This window comes from Sorangium sp. So ce302 (genome assembly GCF_051530145.1).
GTDB classification, from domain to species: Bacteria; Myxococcota_A; Polyangia; order Polyangiales; family Polyangiaceae; genus Sorangium; species Sorangium cellulosum_B.
Map to the genome: position 1 here is coordinate 10,594,120 of NZ_CP150326.1, position 21,112 is coordinate 10,615,231.

16 protein-coding genes are annotated in these 21,112 nt (G+C 72.4%); 11 read left to right on the top strand and 5 right to left on the bottom strand.

All coding sequences use genetic code 11. The features are described from left to right. Window positions 1-41 precede the first annotated feature (41 nt). From WME73_RS40075 to WME73_RS40090, 4 genes are all read left to right on the top strand, one after another. A complete protein-coding gene (locus WME73_RS40075; RefSeq protein WP_437741537.1) occupies window positions 42-977 on the top strand; it encodes a hypothetical protein in 936 nt (311 codons plus the stop codon). Beyond that, window positions 974-2,125, top strand: a complete 1,152-nt coding sequence (locus tag WME73_RS40080; RefSeq protein WP_437741538.1) for a peptidase MA family metallohydrolase — start codon at window positions 974-976, stop codon at window positions 2,123-2,125. Before WME73_RS40075 ends, WME73_RS40080 begins: the two co-directional genes overlap by 4 nt. Next, window positions 2,107-2,943 (top strand): CPBP family glutamic-type intramembrane protease, encoded by an 837-nt coding sequence (locus WME73_RS40085; RefSeq protein ID WP_437741539.1) that lies wholly within the window; start codon window positions 2,107-2,109, stop codon window positions 2,941-2,943. Before WME73_RS40080 ends, WME73_RS40085 begins: the two co-directional genes overlap by 19 nt. 392 nt (window positions 2,944-3,335) lie before the next feature. Further along, entirely contained in the window at window positions 3,336-4,103 is a 768-nt protein-coding gene (locus tag WME73_RS40090) for a hypothetical protein (protein ID WP_437913045.1), read from the top strand. A gap of 75 nt (window positions 4,104-4,178) precedes the next feature. Here the strand turns inward: WME73_RS40090 and WME73_RS40095 are convergent, their stop codons facing one another. Further along, window positions 4,179-5,087, bottom strand: a complete 909-nt coding sequence (locus WME73_RS40095; protein WP_437741541.1) for a zinc metalloprotease — start codon at window positions 5,085-5,087, stop codon at window positions 4,179-4,181. 777 nt (window positions 5,088-5,864) lie between these two features. Here WME73_RS40095 and WME73_RS40100 point away from each other — a divergent pair. Both WME73_RS40100 and WME73_RS40105 read left to right on the top strand, forming a co-directional pair. Continuing rightward, entirely contained in the window at window positions 5,865-6,317 is a 453-nt protein-coding gene (locus WME73_RS40100; protein ID WP_437741542.1) for a Fur family transcriptional regulator, read from the top strand. A gap of 174 nt (window positions 6,318-6,491) precedes the next feature. Further along, window positions 6,492-8,360: a permease gene (locus WME73_RS40105; RefSeq protein ID WP_437913046.1), complete on the top strand. Its 1,869-nt coding sequence runs from the start codon at window positions 6,492-6,494 to the stop codon at window positions 8,358-8,360. A 114-nt stretch (window positions 8,361-8,474) separates the two neighbouring features. Here WME73_RS40105 and WME73_RS40110 read toward each other — a convergent pair whose 3' ends face one another. The 4 genes from WME73_RS40110 to WME73_RS40125 form a co-directional block, all read right to left on the bottom strand. Beyond that, complete coding sequence (locus WME73_RS40110; protein ID WP_437741544.1) at window positions 8,475-8,822, bottom strand: hypothetical protein; 348 nt, start codon at window positions 8,820-8,822, stop codon at window positions 8,475-8,477. A gap of 158 nt (window positions 8,823-8,980) precedes the next feature. Further along, a complete protein-coding gene (locus WME73_RS40115) occupies window positions 8,981-10,066 on the bottom strand; it encodes a serine/threonine-protein kinase (RefSeq protein ID WP_437741545.1) in 1,086 nt (361 codons plus the stop codon). Between the two features lie 407 nt (window positions 10,067-10,473). Next, window positions 10,474-11,886: a type I glutamate--ammonia ligase gene (gene glnA / locus WME73_RS40120; protein WP_437545073.1), complete on the bottom strand. Its 1,413-nt coding sequence runs from the start codon at window positions 11,884-11,886 to the stop codon at window positions 10,474-10,476. Between the two features lie 182 nt (window positions 11,887-12,068). After that, on the bottom strand, window positions 12,069-12,407 hold the full coding sequence (locus tag WME73_RS40125; protein WP_012239819.1) for a P-II family nitrogen regulator: 339 nt from the start codon (window positions 12,405-12,407) through the stop codon (window positions 12,069-12,071). A gap of 661 nt (window positions 12,408-13,068) precedes the next feature. On the opposite strand from WME73_RS40125, the gene WME73_RS40130 reads away from it, so the two are divergent. The 5 genes from WME73_RS40130 (at window position 13,069) to ruvB (ending at window position 21,033) form a co-directional block, all read left to right on the top strand. Beyond that, window positions 13,069-15,786 (top strand): serine/threonine protein kinase, encoded by a 2,718-nt coding sequence (locus WME73_RS40130; protein ID WP_437741546.1) that lies wholly within the window; start codon window positions 13,069-13,071, stop codon window positions 15,784-15,786. A 4-nt stretch (window positions 15,787-15,790) separates the two neighbouring features. Continuing rightward, entirely contained in the window at window positions 15,791-16,366 is a 576-nt protein-coding gene (locus WME73_RS40135; RefSeq protein ID WP_437711120.1) for a GNAT family N-acetyltransferase, read from the top strand. 85 nt (window positions 16,367-16,451) lie between these two features. Then, the gene (locus WME73_RS40140; protein WP_437741547.1) at window positions 16,452-18,014 is read left to right on the top strand and encodes a sensor histidine kinase; all 1,563 of its coding nucleotides are present in this window, start codon (window positions 16,452-16,454) and stop codon (window positions 18,012-18,014) included. Continuing rightward, the gene (locus WME73_RS40145; RefSeq protein ID WP_437741548.1) at window positions 18,011-19,930 is read left to right on the top strand and encodes a sensor histidine kinase; all 1,920 of its coding nucleotides are present in this window, start codon (window positions 18,011-18,013) and stop codon (window positions 19,928-19,930) included. The genes WME73_RS40140 and WME73_RS40145 overlap by 4 nt, the downstream gene beginning before the upstream one ends. A gap of 80 nt (window positions 19,931-20,010) precedes the next feature. Continuing rightward, complete coding sequence (gene ruvB, locus WME73_RS40150; protein ID WP_437741549.1) at window positions 20,011-21,033, top strand: Holliday junction branch migration DNA helicase RuvB; 1,023 nt, start codon at window positions 20,011-20,013, stop codon at window positions 21,031-21,033. Window positions 21,034-21,112: the final 79 nt, after the last annotated feature.

The window sequence follows — 21,112 nt, forward strand, 5'->3', positions numbered from 1 at the left end:
CGCCGTTTGACGCTCGCCCGCGGCCTCCGTACCGTAATTGCATGTTCCGCTGTCCGCCGGTTGCCCCGGGCCTCGTCGCGATGGCGCTCGGCCTGACGGCGGCGCCCGCGCAGGCCCAGGAGCCGCTTCGAGACGGCGCCGCCGCGGCGGCTCCGGACGCGGGCAGCGCGGCGGCGGCGCCGGCTGCGCGCGGCGCGCCGGACGCGCCCGCCGCACGGTCGGCCCTGCGCGGCGCCGTCGTGGTGGCGGTGGACGACGCGAGCGCCGAGGCGGCTCGCTCGCTCGCCCGCGCGATCTACGGCGACCCCGCGCTCCGCCCGCCCATCGACGAGGCGACAGCGCAGGTGCTCGCCGGCGATCCGCCGCGCCCGGACGCGCCGGCCGCCGTGAAGGAGCTCGCGGAGGTGCGCAGCTCCGCCGGGCGCGCCGAGTCCGAGCCGGTCGCGCGCGGGCTGCTCGCGTCGCTCGGCGCGGGCGCAGGCGCGGCGCTCGTCGTCGCGGTGAGCACGGCGCACGGCCACCCCGTGGCGCGCGTGCTCCGGGTCGCGGGCGCGAGTTACGCGCCGCTCGAGCTCGGCGCGACGGTCCAGCGGACCGCCGACGGCGCGGCCGCCCCCGCCGGGGCGATCTTCGGCTGGCCGGGCGCGGGCGCGGCCGTGCGCGCGCTGCTCGCTGGAGACGAACGGAGCGGAGGCGCGGCGGGTCGCGCCGCGACGCCGCCCGCGCCCACCTCATCGCGACAGGGCTCCTCGGGACCTCGCGGACCTCGCGCCGACGTCGCCCAGGCGGCGCCGAGGTCCGCGGACGGCGGCGCCAGCTCGTCGGGGCCGTCGGAGCGGCGCTCGACGTGGAGCTCCCCCTGGTTCTGGGGGCCGCTCGCTGGCGTCGTCGCGACCGGGATCGTCGTGCTGGTGCTGGCCCAGACGGGCGGCGATGACGGCGACACCGTGCACCTCCGGGGCCGGATCGCGCCATGACGCGCTCCTCCCGGCGCAACCCAGCGGGGTTGGGGCTGAGGCTCGCCGCGCTCCTCTGCGTCGCGATCATCGCCGCGCCCGCGCGGCTCGCCGGCGCCGCGCCCCGCGTCTACGACGCGCCCGCCGCGTCGCGCGACGGCAGCGCCGATTTTCTCGTGCCGCCGCCGCCGCCAGCGTACCACACCGAGGATCTCGGCTGGATCGAGTTCGCCTATCACCCGTCCACCCGCGACCGTGTCCGCCCGCTGATCGCCCGCGCCGGCGACCTACGCGCCGAGCTCGGCGCCCTGCTCGGCCGCGACGTGCTGACCGCCCCCGTGAAGGTCCGGATCGCGGATGTGCCCGCCGAGCTCGACGATCTCGTCCCCGGGGGCCTCGCTGGCCCCGTGACGGCGATCTCGTTCGGCGCGCTGCGGCTCGCGGTCCTGAGCGCCTCTCCGCGGCTCGGCGCCGAGACGCCCGATCTCGAGGGCGCCTTCCGTCACGCGCTCGCGCACCTCGCCCTGGATGAGGTGACGGGCGGCGCCGTGGTCCCGCGCTGGTTCCACGAGGGGTTCGCCGCCCACGTGGCCGGAGACCGCGGCGCTCGTCGCGCGCAGGTGCTCTCGGTCGCCGCGCTCCGGGGGCGCCTCCTCCCGCTCGACGAGCTCGAGGCGAACCTGACAGGCGCCGAGGACACGGCCGGCTCGCTGCCCTACGCGCAGGCGGCCGACATCGTCCGCTTCCTCGTCGATGACGAGCGGCGGCAGAGCTTCGTGCGCGCGCTGGCTCAGGCGCGCGGCGGCGTGCCGCTCGAGGCCGCGCTCGGGGCCGCCTATGTCTCGACGGGCCGCGAGATCGAGCTCGCGTGGCGCGCCAGCGTCGCGCGCCGCTACGGCTTCGTCCCGGTGCTGGCCGGCTCGCTGCTGGCGATCGGGCTGCTGGTCTCCGGCCGGCTGGCCGTGCAGCGGCTCCGCAGCCGGAGGTCGCCGCCGCCTCCCGCGCCGCGCCGCCGGCTCCGCGCGGCGTCGGAGGTACGCCACCGGCCCGCGCGCCCGTCCACGGTCCAGCTCGTCGCCACCCTGGGCGCGCGTCACCGCAACGAGGTCGACGGCGACGCGGAGGTCCCGAAGGTGGAGCACAACGGCCAGTGGCACACGCTCCACTGAACGCCACGGAGGAGACCCCTCCTCGGCCCGATCCCGCCGGACCGCAGCGCCGCCTGACGGAGCTCGCGCTCGGCGCGGCCTGGCTCATCGGCCTCGCCGCGGCCCTGCAGATCGTGTCCGTGCTCCTGTCGTCGAGCCCGCTCGCGGCGGCGCTCGCCGGCGCGGTCGTCGCCGACGCCGTCGCGGCGCGGGCCGGCGTGCAGTGGACCGACCCTCTGGAGCCGGAGGGCCCAGGCCGCCGCGCGCGCCTCGCCCGTCGCGTCGGGCTCGGCGCTGCGCTGGGCGCGCTCGCCGTGCTGATCACGCTCGGCGTCTCCGCGGTGCTGGGGTGGGTGACCGTCGAGGCCGGGGCGCCCTCGGCGAGCCTCGGCTTCGCCCTGGCGCGCGCGATCGCCCTCGCTGTCCGCGACGAGCTCCTGCTCACCGGCATCCCGTTCGCCGCCGCGGCGCGCGCCGGCCTCTCGCCCCGCCCCGCGCTGGTCTTCTCCGCCCTCGCGCACGGCGCCGCGCTCGGGCTCGCGCCGGGCGCGTCCCCGTCGAGCTTCGCCCTCGCGACCACGCTCGGCGCGCTCGCCGCGGCGCTCTTCCTGCGCGGCCGCGGCGTGTTCGCGGCGGTCGCCGTCCACGCGAGCTTCACCGCGCTCGCGGGCGCTGGTCTGCGCGGCGCCCTGCTCGACGCCACGTGGATCGACGGCGCCCTCGCTTCGGGCACGCAGGCCTTCGGCCCGCCTGCCTGGCTCGGCGCGGCCGTGCTCGCCATCCTCGCCGCGCTCACCCTCCGCGCCGGCGCCCTGCAGCCTGACCGTCCAGCACGGTAAAGCGCCCCCGCCCCGCGCGGCCGCCACGAAGCTCTCGCCGCCGCGCCGGCATGAAGCGCGCCGCACCCGCGTTGTAGTTCCGGACATCGGCGCTGGCGGCGCCGCGTCCATCGCAGCTGCGCACTCGGCCTCTCCCTTCCACCGCCGGCGTCCGGTTTCCAGCGCTCGGCGCGTCACATCCACCGGACCGACACCGACATTTCACAGCGCCGTGAGAGCACGTGCCGCGCCAGCGGATCGCGGGCGAACGCGCGCGATCTCCCACAGCGCCTCACCCCTCGGACACGGCTATGTCATATTTCAGCGCACCGCGTCAAGCACACATTGACGCGCCGCCTTCGAGGAACCAACGATCAGGTATGCACTGCGAAAGGATCCTTCGGATTGCGCCGATGATGCTGCTCGCGCTCGTGTCGACGGGCTGCGGCATGGCGACGATGATCGACACGAACACGCGCTCCATCCAGGCAACGACGGAGGAGATGCGGCGGACCCGCGCGACGATCGAGGATTCGAATCAGACGCTGCGGAGCTCGCAGGAGAGCATCGATCAGCTCGCCGAGCTGCGTCAGCCGATGGAGAAGCTCGCCGAGATGCAAGCGGCGATGGAGCGGCTGGCCGAGCTCAAGGGGTCGATGGACGCAATGCAGCAGAGCATGCGGGAGACCGCGCGCCTCAAGGAGTCGATGGATCGGCTGAGCGAGATGGAGGCCACCATCGCCGCGATGAACGAGAGCCTCGTGGGCATCCGCGGCCCGCTCACGGACGTCGCCGCCCTGAACGCGCCGATGCGCGACGTCGCCGCCCTGGACGCGCCGATGCGCGACGTCGCCGGGCTGAAGCAGCCGATGGAGCAGGTCGCGACGCTGCGCGAGCCGATGAAGGAGGTGAGCAAGCTGTCGGCGCCTATGGAGGAGATCAGCCAGCTCGGGGGCGATGCGTCGCGCCAGACCGGCCTCATCGCCATCGGCCTGCTCGGCTGGGGCGTCGTGACGTTCCTCGGCGTGTACTTCGGCGTACAGGCCGGTACCCGCCGCCAGCAGCGCCTGGCGCAGGGAGATAGGGACTCGAGCGCGGGGCCGGCGCCTGCCGAGCCCGCGCCGCGCGTCCTCACCGAGAGCCGGAGCTTCGAGCGCCGGGCCCAGATCAAGTCGATGTGATCGAGCTCTGCCGGACGCCTGTCCGGCCGGCGAACGGCGGAGTCGCCCGCCGCCCGCCGTCACATCATCCACCGATCAACGATACGTATTCCAGTGAGCCGACATGCGATCGGCCTGCCCTGCAGTGAACCCATCCATGCAGGAGTCGTCGGTGTAATCCATGAAGTTCTGGACCGGGTCGAGCCCACCTCCCCGGCAGCTGTCCCTGTTCAGCGGGCAGCCATACGCGGCGCTGCGCTCGGACGACGTGTCCGCCACGCCGTCACCGCTCTTGTTGCAGCCACCTTCGAACGTGTGGAAGAGGCCGAGCCAGTGGCCGACCTCATGCGTACCCGTATCCCCCTCGTTGTACGGCGCCGCATTGCCGCCGGGTAACGTGGAATGGAGCAAGACGACGCCGTCGTCGGTCGGACGGACCGCGTAGCTCGAGGGGAACGTCGCCCAGCCCAGCAGACCGCCGCCCGGATTGGCCGTGTAGAGATTGAGGTGGTCTGGCCCACCAATGCGGAGCGCGGCCTTGGCCTGCCGCTCGGCCGAAGAGCCCGACGACATGGTGTACCAGGTCGCGTTCCTCGTCCGATCGACGGAGGCCAGCGTGAAGCTGAAGCGGGTGTTGGCGTACGCCTCGTTGAGCACCTCTATCTGCTCCGCGATCATCCCGTCCGTCACGTCGCCGTTCGACACGCCGATGCCCTTGTTGATGACGTGGACGTGCACGGGGATCTCGACCGCCACGCCCGCCGAGAACCCGAGCGCCATCTGGCTGCGGACGAACTGCTCGACGGCTTCCTTCTCAACGTCGCTCAGCTCGGCGGTCGCGCAGCCGCGCCGCAGGGGCGCCGGCGCCGCCTCGACCTGCTCGGGCTCGACGTCGACGACGGCCGGCGCATCCTCCACGGGGGTCGAGGGGTCGGCGCCGCACGCGACGCCCAAGGCAGCGATCAAGACTAAGGCAAATACTTCCGCACACGTCCGAGCTCGCATGGACACTCTCCTTGGTTCATTTCCCCGCAAAGGAAGCATGAATATATATCCGCGATCACAATCGGTTCAATTCCAAAAGGGCTGATTCCACTCGCGACGACCAAGGAAGATTCCATATCTTGGTCGTTCTGGTCGTTCTGGTCGTCTTGCGTGTCTTGCGCTCTCTCGCCGAACGCCGACAGGCCCCCCGGACATGCAGAGCGATGACGAGGCGCAGCGGCCCGCGTGGACCCGCGTGGAACGGACACGCCGATTGCTCCAACTTGGATCGATCGCTCCATTATGGAGCACACGTCGAGAGCGGCGCGGACCGAGGGAGCGCCCCTCGACTCGAGATCAGACGACGACGGGGACCTGGCTGTTCCGCCTGTTCCATGTCCTCCGCGCCTTCGGGATCAGGGCCCGCGGAGCTCACCCCGATTTCGAGGCGCCTTCCCGAGGAGCGCCGCACCGCGCGCCCATCCGCCTCGTCTGTGCAGATCGAGCGACGCTCGAAGCCAGGTGCACGACGTTATCCAAACTCTCCGCCTGCCACATCCTCTCGGAGCCGGGTCGGCGCTCGCCGCCGCCGGCCCTCTCGTCGGGGCCGCGCCGGGCACGCGCGCACGCGGTCCGAACGAGGCAGGCGCTGCGTTCTCGCGGGCGGTGGCGCGGCGGGCTCGGCGGCGGTCCTGCGATCTCGCTCACACTGGCACGCGGCCGACCCGGGCGCTGCGCGGCCGACGGGCGCGATGCATCGTGATTGCAGTACCCTCCTGGCGACGGTAGATGTCTGGCATGGCGCGTACGAAAGCAGGTCAGTCCGCGGAGGAGCTCCGTGAGCAGATCCGGGCGGCCGGCCTGCGGGCCACCTCGCCGCGCATCGCGGTGCTCCACAGCCTCGGCCGCTCGCGGACGCCCGTCAGCCACGCGGAGCTCGCTGCTGAGCTCGCCCCGAAAGGGTGGGATCGCGCCACCATCTACCGGAACCTGATCGACTTGACCAACGCCGGGCTCGTGCGCCGCACCGACATGGGCGACCACCTCTGGCGGTTCGAGCTGCGGGAGTCCACCGGAACCCACGCGGCGGACGAGCACCCGCACTTCATGTGCGACACATGCGGCGATGTGCTCTGCCTCCCTGACGAGAGCATCGAAATCAAGGCGGCGCGCGGCGCGCCGCGCGCGTTGCGGCGCAAGGGACTCCAGATCCAGCTCAAGGGCCGCTGCGATCGGTGCGTGCAGGCCTGAGCGGCGGAGCAGCCCTCGGTCATCGGCGACCCCCGGCCACCGGCGGCCCCGAGCCGCGTGAATGACGCGGCGCTCGGCGGCGCTCAGCGACCACAGACGGCTGTCCGCATCCTGGTTGCAACACCAATTTGATATTGATTAGGCTACGTGGCTCGGGCATAGCCCACCGCGCCCATGCTCGCGCTCGTCGTCGTCCTGTCGATCGCCGGCCTCGCCGTGGGGCCGCTCCTCGTGGCGCTCGGCCGGCGCCAGGCGCTGCCGACGTCGGCGCTCGACGGGCTGACGCTCGGCCTCGTGCCCGCGCTCGTCCTCACGCGCCACCTGCCGCACGTCGTCGAGGAGATCGGAGCGCAGGCGCTCCTCTGGGCGGCGCTCGGGTACGCGGCGCTCGGGCTCACGGAGCACCGGCGGCGTGACACCGGCGAGGTGCTGGGGCGGGAGATCGCGTTCTCGGCGCTCGCCGTGCACGGGCTGCTCGACGGCGCCGGGCTCGCGCTGGCCGTGGCCGCGGCCGACAGCAGCGCGGACGGGGTGCTCTTCGCGAGCGCCGTCCTCGTGCACCGGCTGCCCGAGGGGCTGTCGCTCGCGGCGCGCTTCCTGCCCGCCTGGGGCTGGCGGCAGCTCGCCGCGCGCCTCGGGCTCCTCGGGCTGCTCACCGTCCTCGGCGCCCTCCTCGGCCAGCGCGCCGTGGAGAGCCTCCCCCACGAGTCGTTCGAGGTGTTCATCGCGTTCGGCCTCGGCGTCCTCCTGCGGCTCGTGGTCCACACGCACGAGGCGCCGCCTCGGGGGGCGCGCGCGCGGACGGCGAGCGCGATCGCCTTCGCCTCGGGGCTCTGCGTCGCGCTCGCGCTCCCCAGCCCGGAGAGCTCCTTCACGAGCGCGCACGCGTCCGAGCTGTCGTTCGCCGAGTCGCTCGGCCCGCTGTTCATCGAGACGGCGCCCGCCGTGCTCGCCGGGCTCGCCATGGCGGGGCTCCTGCGCGCGCTCTCTCCGAGCGTCCTGCATCGCTCGATCGGCTCGCTGCGCGGCGGCGCGGCGCTGCCCGGGGCCGCCCGCAGCCTGGCGTCCGGGCCGCCGCTGCCCCTCTCGCTGCCCCTCTGCGCCTGCGGCGTTGCGCCGCGCATGCAGCGGCTCCCGCGCGCGAGCGCGCCGGTCGCCTCGGTCGTCGCCGTCGTCCTCTGCGCGCCGGCGCTCGATCCTGCCGGCGCGCTGCTCTCGCTGCGGATGCTCGGCCTGCCGTTCACCGCGGCGCGCGTCGCGGGCGGCGCGCTCCTCGCCGTGCTGGTCGCGCTCCTCGTCGCCAGGGTGGCCAGGACGAAAGGCTCGAGCGCCGCGCCCTCCGGCGGCGCGCCGCCCGTCGTCGCCGGGACCGTGGCATCGCCGGGCGCGCGGCTCCGCGCCGCCGTCGCCGAGGCCGTCGGTCCAGCGCTCGATCACATGGCCGCCTGGTACGTCGCGGGCCTGGTGCTCGCCGCCGTCCTCGAGGCGGCCATCGCGCCGGCCGCAGCGCGCGCGCTCGGCGCGCCGGACGACGTCCTCGTGAGCGCGCTCCTCGCGGTGCCCGCTCACGTGTGCGCGCAAGGCGCGGCGCCGCTCGCCGCGGTGATGATCCACAAGGGGCTCCCGGTCGGCGCGGCGCTCGCGTTTCTCGTGGCGGGGCCGGCGACCCACATCGCGGCGCTCGGCGGCCTGCATCGGGCGTTCGGAGCGCGCGCCGCCGCCGCCTCCGCGCTCTTCAGCGTCACCTTTGCCGTCGCGCTCGGCCTCGTCGCGAACGCCTTCGTCCCCCTCTCGGCAATCCCGGGCCTCCACGACCTCGCGTCGCAGGAGCACTCCACCATCGCGTGGGTCTGCGCGGCCGCGCTCGGCGCGCTCCTGCTCTCGAGCTTCATGAGGCTCGGCCCTCGCGCATGGCTCGGCGGCATGCGTGGCGCCGGCGACACCGGTGCGTCCGGGTCAGAGGGGCCGCATGCGCCCTGCGCACACGCACATCGCTGCAGCGCGAGCGGCGCACCGGACGACCACGGCGCGCCGCCCGCGTGACGCCGGGCTCCCCGGAACGTCGTTCCAGGAGCTCACGCTCGCCGCTCTCCCTCGCGCGTCGTCCCGCGGCCTCCACCTCACGCGCCGGAGCTCCGGCGCGGGGCGGCGCGGCGATCACCCTAGCTGGACCGAGCCGTGGTGATCGCAGTGATCGCCGTGCGGATGGTGCAGGTGCGCCCCGACGAGGTAATCGGAATGATCGCCGTGGGGCACGGCCTGATGGCCGCAGCCTGCCCCGTGCGTGTGCGCCTTCTCGTGATCGGCGCATGCATGGCTCGGCGTGCACGCGTCAGGGTTCTCGTTGCCGACCGAGAGCACGTGCTCATCGAAGTGATCGCCGTGCGGGTGATGCAGGTGTCCGTCGTGCAGGTAATCGACGTGGCCTTCATGCCGCAACGCCTGATGTCCACATCCCTGCCCATGAACATGGGCGTGCGCTTCATGCGTCTGGTGGTCGTTCATCGACTTGCATCCTTTCCATCAATGCTCGCTTCGAGCTCGGGTAACGGCTCGACGTGGGGCCAACATGGGGCCCCGACACGCACCGCCGCAAGGAGCAACCTGGCGCGCATGCCGTGGGCGAGCCGACCACGCTCGCTCGCCCTGCGGCGCCGCGGCGCTCAGCGGATCCAGTACCTGCCGATGAGCACGAGCGCCATTGCCCAGAGCACCACCCCGATGCCCGCCGCGACGAGCATGGCCTTTGGCAGGCGCCTGCCGTGCTGCACGAGCCGTCCCAGCGTCCCGGCGGCGTCGCCGCTCCGCGCCGCCGCGCTCTCGGGCGCGAGGCCGACGTCGCCGCCGAGGCCGATGTCCGAGGCGCGCCGCCCCTTCTGTCCCCGGAAGCGCTCGGCGCGCAGCTCGCGGAGAACGGCCTCGAGCTCCTTCGCGAGCGCGTCCGCCGAGGCGATCCGCTCGTCGCGCTCGCGGCGGAGGCACGCTTCGACGAGCTGGCAGAGGCGCGGCGGGAGCCCTGGCCTGCGCGCGGCGATCGGATCGCAGTCCTTGCTCAGGATCCGGACCATCAGCGCGTTGTAGTTCGGCGCCTGATGCGGGGTCGTCCCGGTCAACGCCTCGTACATGACGACGCCCAGCGACCAGATGTCGGCGCGGGCGTCCACGTCCTCGCGCCCCGCGGCCTGCTCGGGCGACATGTACGCCGGCGAGCCGACGACGCAGCCCGTGCGGGTCAGCGAGAAGTTGTGCTCCTTCTCCAGGACCTTGCTGATCCCGAAGTCAAGGATCTTCCCCACGAGCTCGCCCAGGTGGTTGCGATGCACATGGATGTTCGCGGGCTTCAGATCGCGGTGGATGATCCCTTGCTGGTGGGCCATGTCGAGCGCCCGCGCGAGGCCGAGGAAGAGCTCGACCAGCACCTCCGGCTCGATGGTGCCCTCGCGCCGCAGCCACTCGTCGAGCCCCTCGCCGACGAGCAGCTCGAACACGAGGAACGGAGAGCCGTCCTCGGCCTGGCCGAGGTCGAGGATCTCGACGATGCTCGGGCTCCGCAGGCGCCCGCTCGCCTTCGCCTCGTTGAAGAAGCGCTGGAGCGCGACGGCGTCCCCGGCCACCTCGGGGCTCATCACCTTGAGCGCCACGTCGCGGTCGATGAGCACGTTCTTCGCGGCCCACACCGACCCGCTGGCGCCTTGGCCCAGGAGCTTCACGAGCCGGTAGCGAGACTGGATGAGATCGCCGGGGTTCACTGCTGCGCCGAGGTGTCGCTGGGGAACTGAGGGAGCCGAAGGAACTGAGGGAACCGAAGAAACAGGCGGACCGGAGGACCGCGGGACCAGGGAACCGAGGAGGAGCTGGCTTTACGCCGCCCCCATCGGAGCCGGACCGGAGGATAACCCGAGCCATGGACGAGCGGTACCGCGGTGCGGCGCGCTCCAGAAGGAAGCAAAAGTTCGCGGCGCGAGGGGCGACAACCCGCCTCGCCGCCTCCGCGGGCACAGAGATCCGTGGGATTTTCCGATACCGCGACGCTTCGACTCGGCGTCACCGGCGCTCGCCGGACACGACGGCGAGCGATGAAGAGGCCGGGCAGCGAGGGGCACAGCGCAATTTTCTTGTGCGCCGGCCCCTGCGCTGCCCTCGGGGGTGGGGGCGATCAGACGTCGTAGTAGAGGAAGAACTCGTGCGGGACCGGGCGGAGCCGGACCGCGTCGACCTCGCGCTCGCGCTTGTAGTCGAGCCAGGTCTTGAGGATGTCGCGGGTGAAGACGTCGCCGCGGAGCAGGAACTCGTGGTCGCGCTCGAGGGCGCCGAGGGCCTCGTCGAGCGAGCCCGGCATGTGCGGCACTTCCTTGAGCTCCTCGGGCGAGAGCGCGTAGATGTCCTTGTCGAGCGGGTCGCCCGGATCGATCCGGTTCTGGACGCCGTCGAGGCCGGCCATCATCATGGCGGCGAAGGCGAGGTACGGATTGCAGCTCGCGTCCGGGAAGCGGACCTCGATGCGGCGGCCCTTCGGGCTGTTGCCCGGGGCCAGCGGGATGCGGATCGACGCCGAGCGGTTGCGGCTCGAGTACGCGAGGTTCACGGGCGCCTCATAGCCCGGGACGAGCCGGCGATAGCTGTTCGTCGTCGGGTTGGTGAGCGCCGCGAGCGCCTTCGCGTGCTTCAGGATGCCGCCGATGTACCAGAGGCCCGTGTCGGACATCCCGGCGTAGCCGTCGCCGGCGAAGAGCGGCTTGCCCTCCTTCCAGAGCGACTGGTGGCAGTGCATGCCGCTGCCGTTGTCGCCGAAGAGCGGCTTCGGCATGAACGTCACCGACTTGCCGTTCTTGCGGCCGACGTTCTTGATGACGTACTTGAACCACATGAGGTTGTCGGCCATCGCCGTCAGCGTCGAGAACTTGATGCCGATCTCGCACTGGCCGGCCGACGCCACCTCATGGTGGCCGACCTCGACCCCGATGCCGGTCTCGATCAGCGTGGACATCATCTGCCCGCGCAGATCGCCGAGCGTGTCGGTCGGCGCGACGGGGAAGTAGCCCTCCTTCGACCGGATCTTGTGCCCGAGGTTCGGGCCGGCCTTGCCGGAGTTCCAGACCGCTTCGTCGCTGTCGATCTCGTAGAAGGCGCCGCGCTGCGAGCTCTCGTAGCGGACCGAGTCGAAGACGAAGAACTCGGCCTCGGGCCCGAAGTAGGACGTGTCGGCGATGCCGCTCGCGCGGAGGTGGTTCTCGGCCTTCTGGGCGATGTAGCGCGGGTCGCGGCCGTAGGGCTGGCCGGTCACCGGATCGCTGATCTTACAGATCATGCTCAGCGTCTTCTGGGCATGGAACGGGTCGAGCTTCGCCGTCGACGGATCGGGCGTCATCAGCATGTCGCTCGCGTTGATCGGCTGCCATCCGCGCACCGACGAGCCGTCGAAGCCGATCCCCTCCTCGAAGAGATCCTCGTTCAGGCGGGACGCCGGGATGGTCGTGTGCTGCCAGATGCCGGGCAGATCGATGAACTTGAGATCGACAAATTTTACGTCGTTTTCCTTCGCAAACGCGACGACATCTTTCGCCTTCATGATCTTCTCTACCTCGCTGACTCGCTGCTCTCGCTGTATGTGACTCGACGGTGTGCGGGCTCGTGCTCGCTTCTCGGTTGTCGATCTATCGATCTGTCGATCTATCGATCTATCGATCTATCGTTCCTCGAGCCTGTGACCCGCCGCGAATGCCCTGTGACGCTCTGCCGGCGGCGCGCCTCCTAGATGGCGTCCTCGCCGCGCTCCCCCGTGCGGATCCGCACGGCCTCCTCGACGGGGACGACGAAGATCTTGCCGTCGCCGATCCGACCCGTCTTGGCGCTCTTCTCGATGGCGTCGATCACGTCGCTGACCATGCTGTCCGGCACGACGATGTCGACCTTCACCTTCGGCACGAAGTCGACGACGTACGCCGACCCTCGATAGACCTCTTTCTTGCCGCCGGTCCGACCGAAGCCCTTTACCTCGGTCACCGTCATGCCCTGAATCCCGACCTCGGCGAGGGCGTCCTTGACCTCGTCGAGCTTGAACGGCTTGATGATCGCCTCGACCTTTTTCATTGCGCACGCCTGTGGTGACCGGGTGCGCGCCAGGGTAGAAGACCCGGGCGCTCACCCGAAAGGCCCCGCTGGAGCAGAGCTGGTAAAGGGGGGACACCTCCGCCGGCGGCCTCCCATCGATGTGCCGGGCGCCGCCCGGCTTCCGATCCGTGACGGGGGCGGCCCGGTCCACCGAGCCTTGCCCGACACTGTCAACGACTCAGGGACCCATCCAGCGGAGCCGGATCGGCGACCCTTCACCCCGGACGCTGGCGCGCGACCGAAGGTCCAGGCTGGTGTACCCAAGCTCATGTTTCCGGAATGTTTCGCGCACCGCGCGAGCGTGAGAAAAGTGCATCGGGCGTCAGAAAATCGGAGCCCGCTTACTTTTTTCACAGCTCTACCTGAGCAAGGCAGAGCTCGCCTGCGCGGCGATGGCGCCGGGGGTGGGAACCTGCCTACGCACCGCGCCACCAGAGCGGTGGCCCCGCCCTGGTCCATGACCAGCCCGGGGTGGAATCCGCTTTCACGGTGCCCTCGTGGAAGCACTGAGCCCGCTCGCGCGGCGCCAGGGAGAGGGTCGGGCCCCTCCCCGACGGGTCATGCTGCGCTCGCCATTGTTCTTGTGACGCGGCTCGAATAGGCTGCGCTGGCGAATCCAGTCGCGGGACAGCCCTGCCTGATGGCTTTGCCGAACAAAGCGAAGATCCCGGTAGGCACGGTCCTCGCCGGAAAATACCGCATCACACGCGAGATCGGGCGCGGCGGCATGGCTGCCGTGTACGAGGCCGAGCACATCGACATCGGCAAACGCGTGGCGATCAAGGTGCTCGCCCAGGAGCTGACGACCTCAGCCGTCGTGGTCGAGCGCTTTCTCCGAGAGGCCCGGGCCGCCGCGTCGATCCGCAGCCCCTTCATCTGCGACGTCTACGACTCGGGCAAGCTCGACGACGGGCGGCCCTTCCTGGTGCTCGAGCTCCTCGAAGGCGAGTCGCTGTACGAGCGGATGACCGTCATCAGGTACCTCGACCCCGAGACCACCGTGACGGTGGTGTCCCAGGTGTGTCGAGGGCTCACCAAGGCGCACGCCGCCTCCATCGTCCACCGCGACCTCAAGCCGGAGAACATCTTCCTCACGAAGGATGAGGAGGGCCGGCTCTGCGCGAAGATCCTCGATTTCGGCCTCGCGAAGTTCTACGCGCCGGTCGACGGCGGCGACGCGCAGGCGCGCCTCACCCGCGAGGGCGCGGTCTTCGGAACGCCGGCGTACATGAGCCCGGAGCAGGTGCGCGGCCAGGGAGCGGTCGACCACCGCGCGGATCTCTGGGCGCTCGGCTGCATCACCTACGAGTGCCTCACCGGCCGCACCGTCTGGCAGACCGAGCAGGGCGTCGCGATGACGTTCGCGCAGATCGCCAACGCGCCCCTGCCGCAGCCCGCGGCGCTCCGCCCCGACCTCCCGGCGAGCTTCACCACGTGGTTCGAGAAGGCGCTCGACCGCTCCATCGATCGCCGGTTCCAGACCGCGAAGGAGTTCGCCGACGAGCTGTCGGTCGCGCTCGGCGTCGCGCAGCCGCCGCGCGGCGCGGAGCCGTCCCAGGCGGGGCTCGTCATGCCGGGCGGCGACGCGCCGGCCGACCTGTCGTTCGACCCGCCGGGGGTCGTCCGTGTGACCCCCAACGAATCGCGGCGGACCGTCCCGTCGGGTCCGGCGGAGCGCGGGGGAGATCCGTTCGCCGGGCTGGACACCTCGGGCGCGCCCGGCGCCGCGATCGCCGGGCGCATGAGCCAGGGCGCGGGGCAGCAGATCACGTTCTCCGGGGGCTCGGGCGAGACCTCGGTCCCCGATCCGCTGGCGCACGCATCAACGCCGAAGCGAGGCGGCGCGGGACGCGCGCTCGTCGTGTTTGGCGTGCTCGCGCTCGTCGCGGGCGGCGCCTACGCGGGTTACCGCCAGTTCCTCAAGCCGACGGCCCTGCCGCCCGTCTCGTCGAGCAGCGCGGCGCCGCCGGCCATCAGCGCCCCCTCGGCGTCCGCCGGGGCCAACGTGCCAGCGCGCACCGACGCCCGCGTCGAGCCGCCCGCCCTGGCGTGGCCGCCGCTCGTCGCGCAGGCGCAGGAGGCGGTCGCCGCCGGCGATCTCAAGGCCGCGCTCAGGCTGCTGAAGGACGCTCAGGACAAGGGCAACCACCCCGTGCCGCGGACCCTGATCGAGCACGTGCAGGTCGCCCTGAAAGACGCGAGCGGCAAGGCGCCTTGCGCGCTCACCGGCCTCGCGAGGCCGCGCACGCACGATCTGGTGCGCGAGGGCGGCCGCGCCGTCGGGGCCAGCCGGCCCTCGATCGCGCTCGGGCCGCGCGGCGCGGTGGTCACCTGGACGGACTCGCACGAGGGCACCGAGCACGCCTACACGACGACGCTGGACGGCGCGATGCGGCCGTCGTCGCCGGCGCTCGACGTGACGCCCGAGGGCCGCGCCATCGGGCGCCCCGAGCTGACCTCCGCAGGCGATCGGCTGGTGCTCACGTACTGGGACGGCAAGGGGCCGGAGGCCGGCGTGCACGTGCGCTGGCTCGACGCCAACGGGCGGATCGATGGCCCCGCCGTGATGGTCGCGCCCTTCCCTCGCGGAGGGAACTCGTGGCCCTCGCTCGCGCGCGCCGCCGAGGGGTTCCTGATCACGTGGTCGGACGACGGCGACAACGCCTCCGAGGACCTCTTCATGCGCCGCCTCTCGCCGAACCTCGATCCGGCGGGCGAGATCATCCGGCTGACCGACGTCACCCCGACGGGCCCCTCGAAGCCGCGCGTCCGCTTCCCCTCGGTGGCGGTGGCGAACGACGTGATGCACCTCGCCTTCCGCTTCGATCGCGAGCCGACGCGGGTCATCCAGTACATGCGCCTCCCGCTCGCGAACGCCGGCAAGGGGCTCCCGCCGGCCAGCCCCGGCAAGCGCGCCGACCGCGCGCTCGGCGACCTGTCGCTCGTGAACAGCGATCGGGTCCGGAGCGACAGCCCCTCGCTCGCCTGCGGCGCGGGCGGCTGCTTCGTCGTCTGGCACGGCGAGGCGCCGCTCGGGGGCGCATCGGCCGCCTACATCGATCCGGCCAAGGGCCAGCCGCTCTGGCGCAAGCGGTTCTCGAAGTCGGGCGCGCGCCCGTCGATCGCGATCGCGCCGAGCGGGCAGGCCCAGCTGGTCTGGTTCGAGGGGGGCCGCATGCTCACCGCGTCGATCAACCGCGACGGCATCGGCACGCCCACGAAATTCGCCCGCATCAGCGGGGATCAGCCGGCGCCTTCGATGAGCCCCGGCGCGAAGCCCGGAGAGTGGTATGTCGCCTGGCTTGACTACGAGGCGGGTCATCTCGAGCCCTACGCCGCTCGCATCCAGTGCCGGTGACCCCATGCTCATCCTCCCACCTCGAAGCGAGGTTCGCGCCCGTCCCATCGAGACCGAGCGGCTGATCCTCGTGCCGATCGACCCGTCCGACGGGCCCGAGCTCTGGCTCGCAGTCAACGGCTCGCGCGCAATCCTCCAGCGCTGGCTTCCCTGGGTGCAGTTCCACACGGATCCGGCCGCGAGCGTGCGCTTCGCCGAGGCGTGCGCCGCCGACTGGGATCACGGCAGGGCGCTGCGCTTCGTCATCCGCGAGCGCGCGCACCGCTCGCTCGCCGGGGTGGTCGGGCTCGAGGCGTGCGTACACCTGCACCGCTCTTGCGAGCTCGGCTACTGGCTCCGCAAGGAGGCGACCGGGCGCGGGCTCATGACCGAGGCCGCGAGGGCCGCGCTCGGGTTCGCGTTCGGCCACATGGGCGCGCACCGGGTGCGGGTTGCGGCCGCGACGGACAACCATCCTTCCCTCGCGGTCATCGGCCGGCTCGGCTTCCGCTTCGAGGGCATCGCCCGGCAGGCCGAGTGGTGCGACGGTCGCTGGCTCGACCACTCCGTCTTCGCGCTCCTGGCGACCGATCCCAGGTAAAGCCGCCCACGAGCGCGCTCGCTCCCTTCGGGCGACCGAGGTGGCCCGTGCGCCGCCCGAAGCGCGCTAGCATCCTGACTCCGCCTTGGCCCGCCGTCGTCGCCTCATCCGCTGGCCCCGCGGCACGACGCCGCTCGTGCCGCTCGCGCCCGCGATCGTGATCGTCGTGGGGATCGCCACGGCGGTGGCGATCGCGCTGATCGGCATCGGCCAGCTCGCGAAGATGAGCGATCAGGCCGCGAGCCTGCGCGCCGAGGTGCTGGCCGCGACGCTCTCGGCGCGGCTCCGCGGGACCATCGAGGGGGAGCGGGCGGCGCTCCTGAGGGAGGCGGCGCGGCGGGCTGGGTCGGAGATCCTGCTCGTCGATCAAGGCGGCCACGTGCTGATCAACGAGAGCTTCAGCGCGCCGGCCAGGGCCGGCCTCGTCCAGATGCTCACGCTGGGCAAGGGCGAGACGACGACCTCGCTCGGCCGCGTCCGGTTCGCGGCGCGCCCGCTGCACCCGCCGCTCTCTCACCTCTCGGTGCTCACCTTCGTCTCGGCGCCGAGCCCGCCGCCCGACTCGATCGCGCTCGGCAACGCCGTCGCGGCGCTCACGGTGCTGCTGCTCGGCGTGGCTGTCGCGGTCGCGCTCTCGTTCACCAAGTCGGCGCGCGACGATGTCGACTACCTGCGCGAGCGCATCACGGCGATGGCGCGCGGACAGGGCCAGAGCGCGCTGCCCACGGACGTGATCCAGGCCGAGCCCGTGCCGATCAGGTCGCTCGACCAGGTCGGCCTCCTGACGGCGGCCTTCAACCTCCTGATCACCCGCTTCGCCGCGGCGGAGCGCACCTACCGGGCGGACCTCCAGCAGGCCTCCGCGATGGACCGCGAGCGCTCGGCGTTCCTCGCGGGGCTGAGCCACGAGCTGCGCACGCCGCTCAACGCCATCCTCGGGTTCGCCCACGTCCTGGAGAGCGAGGTCGACGGGCCGCTCAGCCAGGACGCGCGCGAGGCGCTGTCGGTCATCCGGCAGAGCGGCGAGCACCTGCGCACGCTCATCGACGACATCCTCGACCTCTCGGCGCTCGAGACGGGCAAGCTCCAGCTCTCCCGCCGCGCCGTCAACCTCCGCGCCCTCGTCGATCAGGTGATGCGCGAGGCGTCCGCGGCGGCGCGCGACAAGCCCCTCCAGCTGCGCGTCACCGGGGACCACGCCCTGGTCGCGCACGCCGATCCGCGGAGGGTGCGGCAGATCCTCACCAACCTCGTCTCGAACGCCGTCAAGTTCACGGCGCGCGGCTCGGTGACGGTCAACATCACGGGGCGCGGCCGCTATGCGGCGATCGTCGTCCAGGACACCGGCCCCGGCATCCCGCCGGAGGAGACGTCGGCGGTCTTCGAGGAGTACCGGCAGACCGGCGACGTGCGCTCGCGCCGGGCCGGGACGGGGCTCGGGCTCTCGATCGCGCGGCGCCTCGTGCTGATGCACGGCGGGACGATCCAGCTGGAGAGCGAGCTCGGTCGGGGCTCGACCTTCACGATCACCCTGCCGATGTGGATCGTGCAGCGACCCCTGTTCGCGCCGACCCCGCCCGCGCCCGACGTGGCGGCGCCGCCGGGGAACGACCCCGGCGCCGGCGGCCCCCAGGGGAGGATCGCATGACCGAGGAGCGCATGAGGGACGACGCGATCCACTTCGCGAGGCGCGTGCTCGTCCGCCAGGCGCTGGTCGGCGTCGCCGCGTTCGGGGCGATCGCGGCGCTCGCGCCGAAGCTGCTCATCCTGGAGCCGCGCGTCGCCGCCAGCGTGCTCTCGGTCGGCGCCAAGATCGCGCTCGCCGCGATCTGCGCGACCACGCTGCTGACGCTGCTCCGGCTGCGCACCCACGAGAACCTGCTGCGCTCGCTCGTGATCGGCTCGCGCGACATCGATCACGAGGAGCTCGAGCGGGTCGCCGGGCTCCCGACCTCGCTGGCGCTGCGCTTCGTGCTGGCGAGCTCGACGATCTCGGGCCTCATGATGATCCCCGGGATCAGGCCAGAGAAGCTCGACGACGGCCGCGCGGTCAGCCTGCTCATCCTCGCGATCACGATCCTCAGCGCGTCCGCGATCCCGCACTACGTGCTGACGCGCGCCGCGGCGTTCAGCCTCTTCGAGATCAGCCCGGCCGAGGCGATCGGCGCCTTGCTCGAGACCGCCGAGCTTTACCAGACGCCGCGCCGGCGGGTCACCTCCAAGCTGCTCCTGGCCGTCGCCACGCCGGTGCTGCTCGTCGGCGTCGGGGCGGTGCTCATCGCGAACGCGCACCTCCAGACGTTCATCGAGCGCAGCCGGCGCTCGACCGCGGGGCTCATCGCGCGCACGGCGCTCGACCCGTCGCTCGGGGCCATCGACGCGGCCGGCCGCAACGACGTCGTGGCCTCGGCGGCGGAGTTCGGGTTCCTCGCGCGCCTGGAGCACGACTGCGTGGGCTCGGAGCCCTCCTTCGGCCGCGAAGCCGACGGGCAGATCGCCGTGATCACGCCGCTCGACTACGGCTGCGTCAACACCCGGTTCTCCGCCGACCTCGAGCCCTCTGCCGCGATCTGGGGCGCGCTCGTCGCGCTGCTCGCGGTGCTGGTCGCCGGCGCGCTCGGCAACCTGTTCGGCCGCGTCCTCGCGGCCGATCTCGTGCACGCCACGAAGCAGGTGCGCCTGCTCGGCACGGACAGCGTGCTGCGCGGCGCCACCCAGATCGCGCGCCCCGCCCGGTTCGCCGTCGTCGCCCGGCTCGGGCACGCCATCGAGGACCTCGCCGAGCGCTTCCGCGTCTTCGCCGCGGCGCAGGAGCGCGCGCTCGAGTCCCGCGAGGCGGCGCAGCGCATGCGCGGCCTCCTGTTCGCGAGCGTGAGCCACGATCTCAAGAGCCCGCTGAACGCCATCCTCGGGTTCGCCGAGCTCGTGGGCCAGGAGGATCTGACCCCCGCGCAGCGCGAGAGCCTGGAGCTCATCGCGACGCGCGGCCGGGAGCTCCTTGGCCTCATCGAGTCGATCCTCGACGCCGCCCGCGTCGAGGCCGGGCAGCTCACGCTCGAGCCTCAGCCGACGTCCGTCGGCTGGCTCATCGCGGGCGCGCTGCGCAAGGCGCGCGAGCTCGCGAGCGACGCCGGCGGCGAGGTCGTCATCGAGGTCGGCGACACCCTGCCGCTGATCCCCGTCGATCAAGCCTACGCGACGCGCGCGATCGCGGTCATCGTCGCGCACGCGCTCCGGACGGGCGCGGCCGACCCGTCGGCCCGCCTCGTGCGCCTCACGGCGACGATGGCCGGCGAGTTCAACAACGAGGTCCGCATCGACATCGAGTACGGCAGCCGCGACGTGCCGCCGGACGAGCTCGAGGCCCTGTTCAGCCGGCAGACCACGGCGCGCGGGCGCGGCCTGACGCTGGGCCTCAGCCACGCGCGATCGGTGATCGAGCTCCACGGCGGCTCTCTCGAGGTGGACGGCGCCCCCGACGGCCGGCCGCTCTGCCGCGCTCGTCTGCCGCGCATCCCGCCCCCCCGGCGTCCCCGCCTGTCCTCTGTCCCTGCGCTCGGCTGACCTCGACCAGCGCCCCGCGGCGACCCACGCCGCCACGCGGATCGCTTCCCTTCGCTGCTTGCACGCGGTACGCCCGTGGCATGCCTGAACGGGCGCTCTCTCCTGCCGAGACAGGCGACGACGATCGCTTCGACCGCCTCTTCCGGCCTGCCTCGCTCGCCGAGTACGTCGGCCAGGTCAAGCACACGGAGAACCTCAAGGTCTTCGTCGAAGCCGCGCGCCGGCGGCGCGAGCCGCTCGACCACATGCTGTTCTGTGGCCCGCCCGGCCTGGGCAAGACCACGCTCGCCCACATCATCGCCCGCGAGATGGGCGTCGCCCTCCATGTGACGAGCGGACCGGCGATCGAGCACAAGGGCGCGCTGGCCGGCCTGCTGACGAAGCTGGAGCGCAACGACGTGCTGTTCATCGACGAGATCCACCGGCTCACGCCGGCGGTCGAGGAGAGCCTCTACCCCGCGATCGAGTCGTTCAACATCGACATCATGACCGGTGACGGCCCCTACGCGACGACGATCCAGCTCGCGCTGAAGCCCTTCACGCTCGTGGGCGCGACGACCCGCACCGGGCTGCTCACCGCGCCGCTGCTGTCGCGCTTCGGCCACGTCGTCCGCCTCGACTTCTACCCCGTCGAGGAGCTCGAGCGCATCGTGCAGCGCAGCGCCGGCCTGCTCGATGTGCCGATCGACGCCGGCGGAGCGCGCGAGATCGCGGCGCGCGCGCGGGGGACGCCGCGCGTCGCCAACCGCCTCCTGCGCCGCGTACGCGACTTCGCCGAGGTGCTGGGCGACGGCGCGATCACGATGGAGATCGCGCGGAAGACCGCGGAGCGGCTCGAGATCGACGCGGCCGGCCTCGACGAGATGGATCGCCGGCTGCTGCGCGTCATCGTCGATCACTACGACGGCGGCCCTGTGGGCATCGACACGCTGGCCGCGGCGCTCAGTGAGCCGCGCGACACGATCGAGGACGTGTACGAGCCGTTCCTGCTCCAGCAGGGCTTCGTCGGCCGCACGCCGCGCGGCAGGGTCGCGACCCGCCGCGCCTACGAGCACCTGGGCCTCGCGGCTCCTGCGACGAAGCAGGGAGATCTCTTCTCCTGATCCCAGCGCCGCGCGGGCAGCGCAATGCAGTGCGCAACGCCGCGCGCAACGCCGCGCCAAGACCCGGAATTCTCTCATC

What these genes read in the sequence shown, in the direction of transcription:
- WME73_RS40110 (WP_437741544.1), bottom strand. Translation starts at nt 8,822, where the DNA reads ATGAACGACCACCAGACGCATGAAGCGCACGCCCATGTTCATGGGCAG.
- WME73_RS40095 (WP_437741541.1), bottom strand. Translation starts at nt 5,087, where the DNA reads ATGCGAGCTCGGACGTGTGCGGAAGTATTTGCCTTAGTCTTGATCGCT.
- WME73_RS40105 (WP_437913046.1), top strand. Translation starts at nt 6,492, where the DNA reads ATGCTCGCGCTCGTCGTCGTCCTGTCGATCGCCGGCCTCGCCGTGGGG.
- WME73_RS40100 (WP_437741542.1), top strand. Translation starts at nt 5,865, where the DNA reads ATGGCGCGTACGAAAGCAGGTCAGTCCGCGGAGGAGCTCCGTGAGCAG.
- WME73_RS40080 (WP_437741538.1), top strand. Translation starts at nt 974, where the DNA reads ATGACGCGCTCCTCCCGGCGCAACCCAGCGGGGTTGGGGCTGAGGCTC.
- ruvB (WP_437741549.1), top strand. Translation starts at nt 20,011, where the DNA reads ATGCCTGAACGGGCGCTCTCTCCTGCCGAGACAGGCGACGACGATCGC.
- WME73_RS40125 (WP_012239819.1), bottom strand. Translation starts at nt 12,407, where the DNA reads ATGAAAAAGGTCGAGGCGATCATCAAGCCGTTCAAGCTCGACGAGGTC.
- WME73_RS40135 (WP_437711120.1), top strand. Translation starts at nt 15,791, where the DNA reads ATGCTCATCCTCCCACCTCGAAGCGAGGTTCGCGCCCGTCCCATCGAG.
- WME73_RS40145 (WP_437741548.1), top strand. Translation starts at nt 18,011, where the DNA reads ATGACCGAGGAGCGCATGAGGGACGACGCGATCCACTTCGCGAGGCGC.
- WME73_RS40075 (WP_437741537.1), top strand. Translation starts at nt 42, where the DNA reads ATGTTCCGCTGTCCGCCGGTTGCCCCGGGCCTCGTCGCGATGGCGCTC.
- WME73_RS40090 (WP_437913045.1), top strand. Translation starts at nt 3,336, where the DNA reads ATGATGCTGCTCGCGCTCGTGTCGACGGGCTGCGGCATGGCGACGATG.
- WME73_RS40130 (WP_437741546.1), top strand. Translation starts at nt 13,069, where the DNA reads ATGGCTTTGCCGAACAAAGCGAAGATCCCGGTAGGCACGGTCCTCGCC.
- glnA (WP_437545073.1), bottom strand. Translation starts at nt 11,886, where the DNA reads ATGAAGGCGAAAGATGTCGTCGCGTTTGCGAAGGAAAACGACGTAAAA.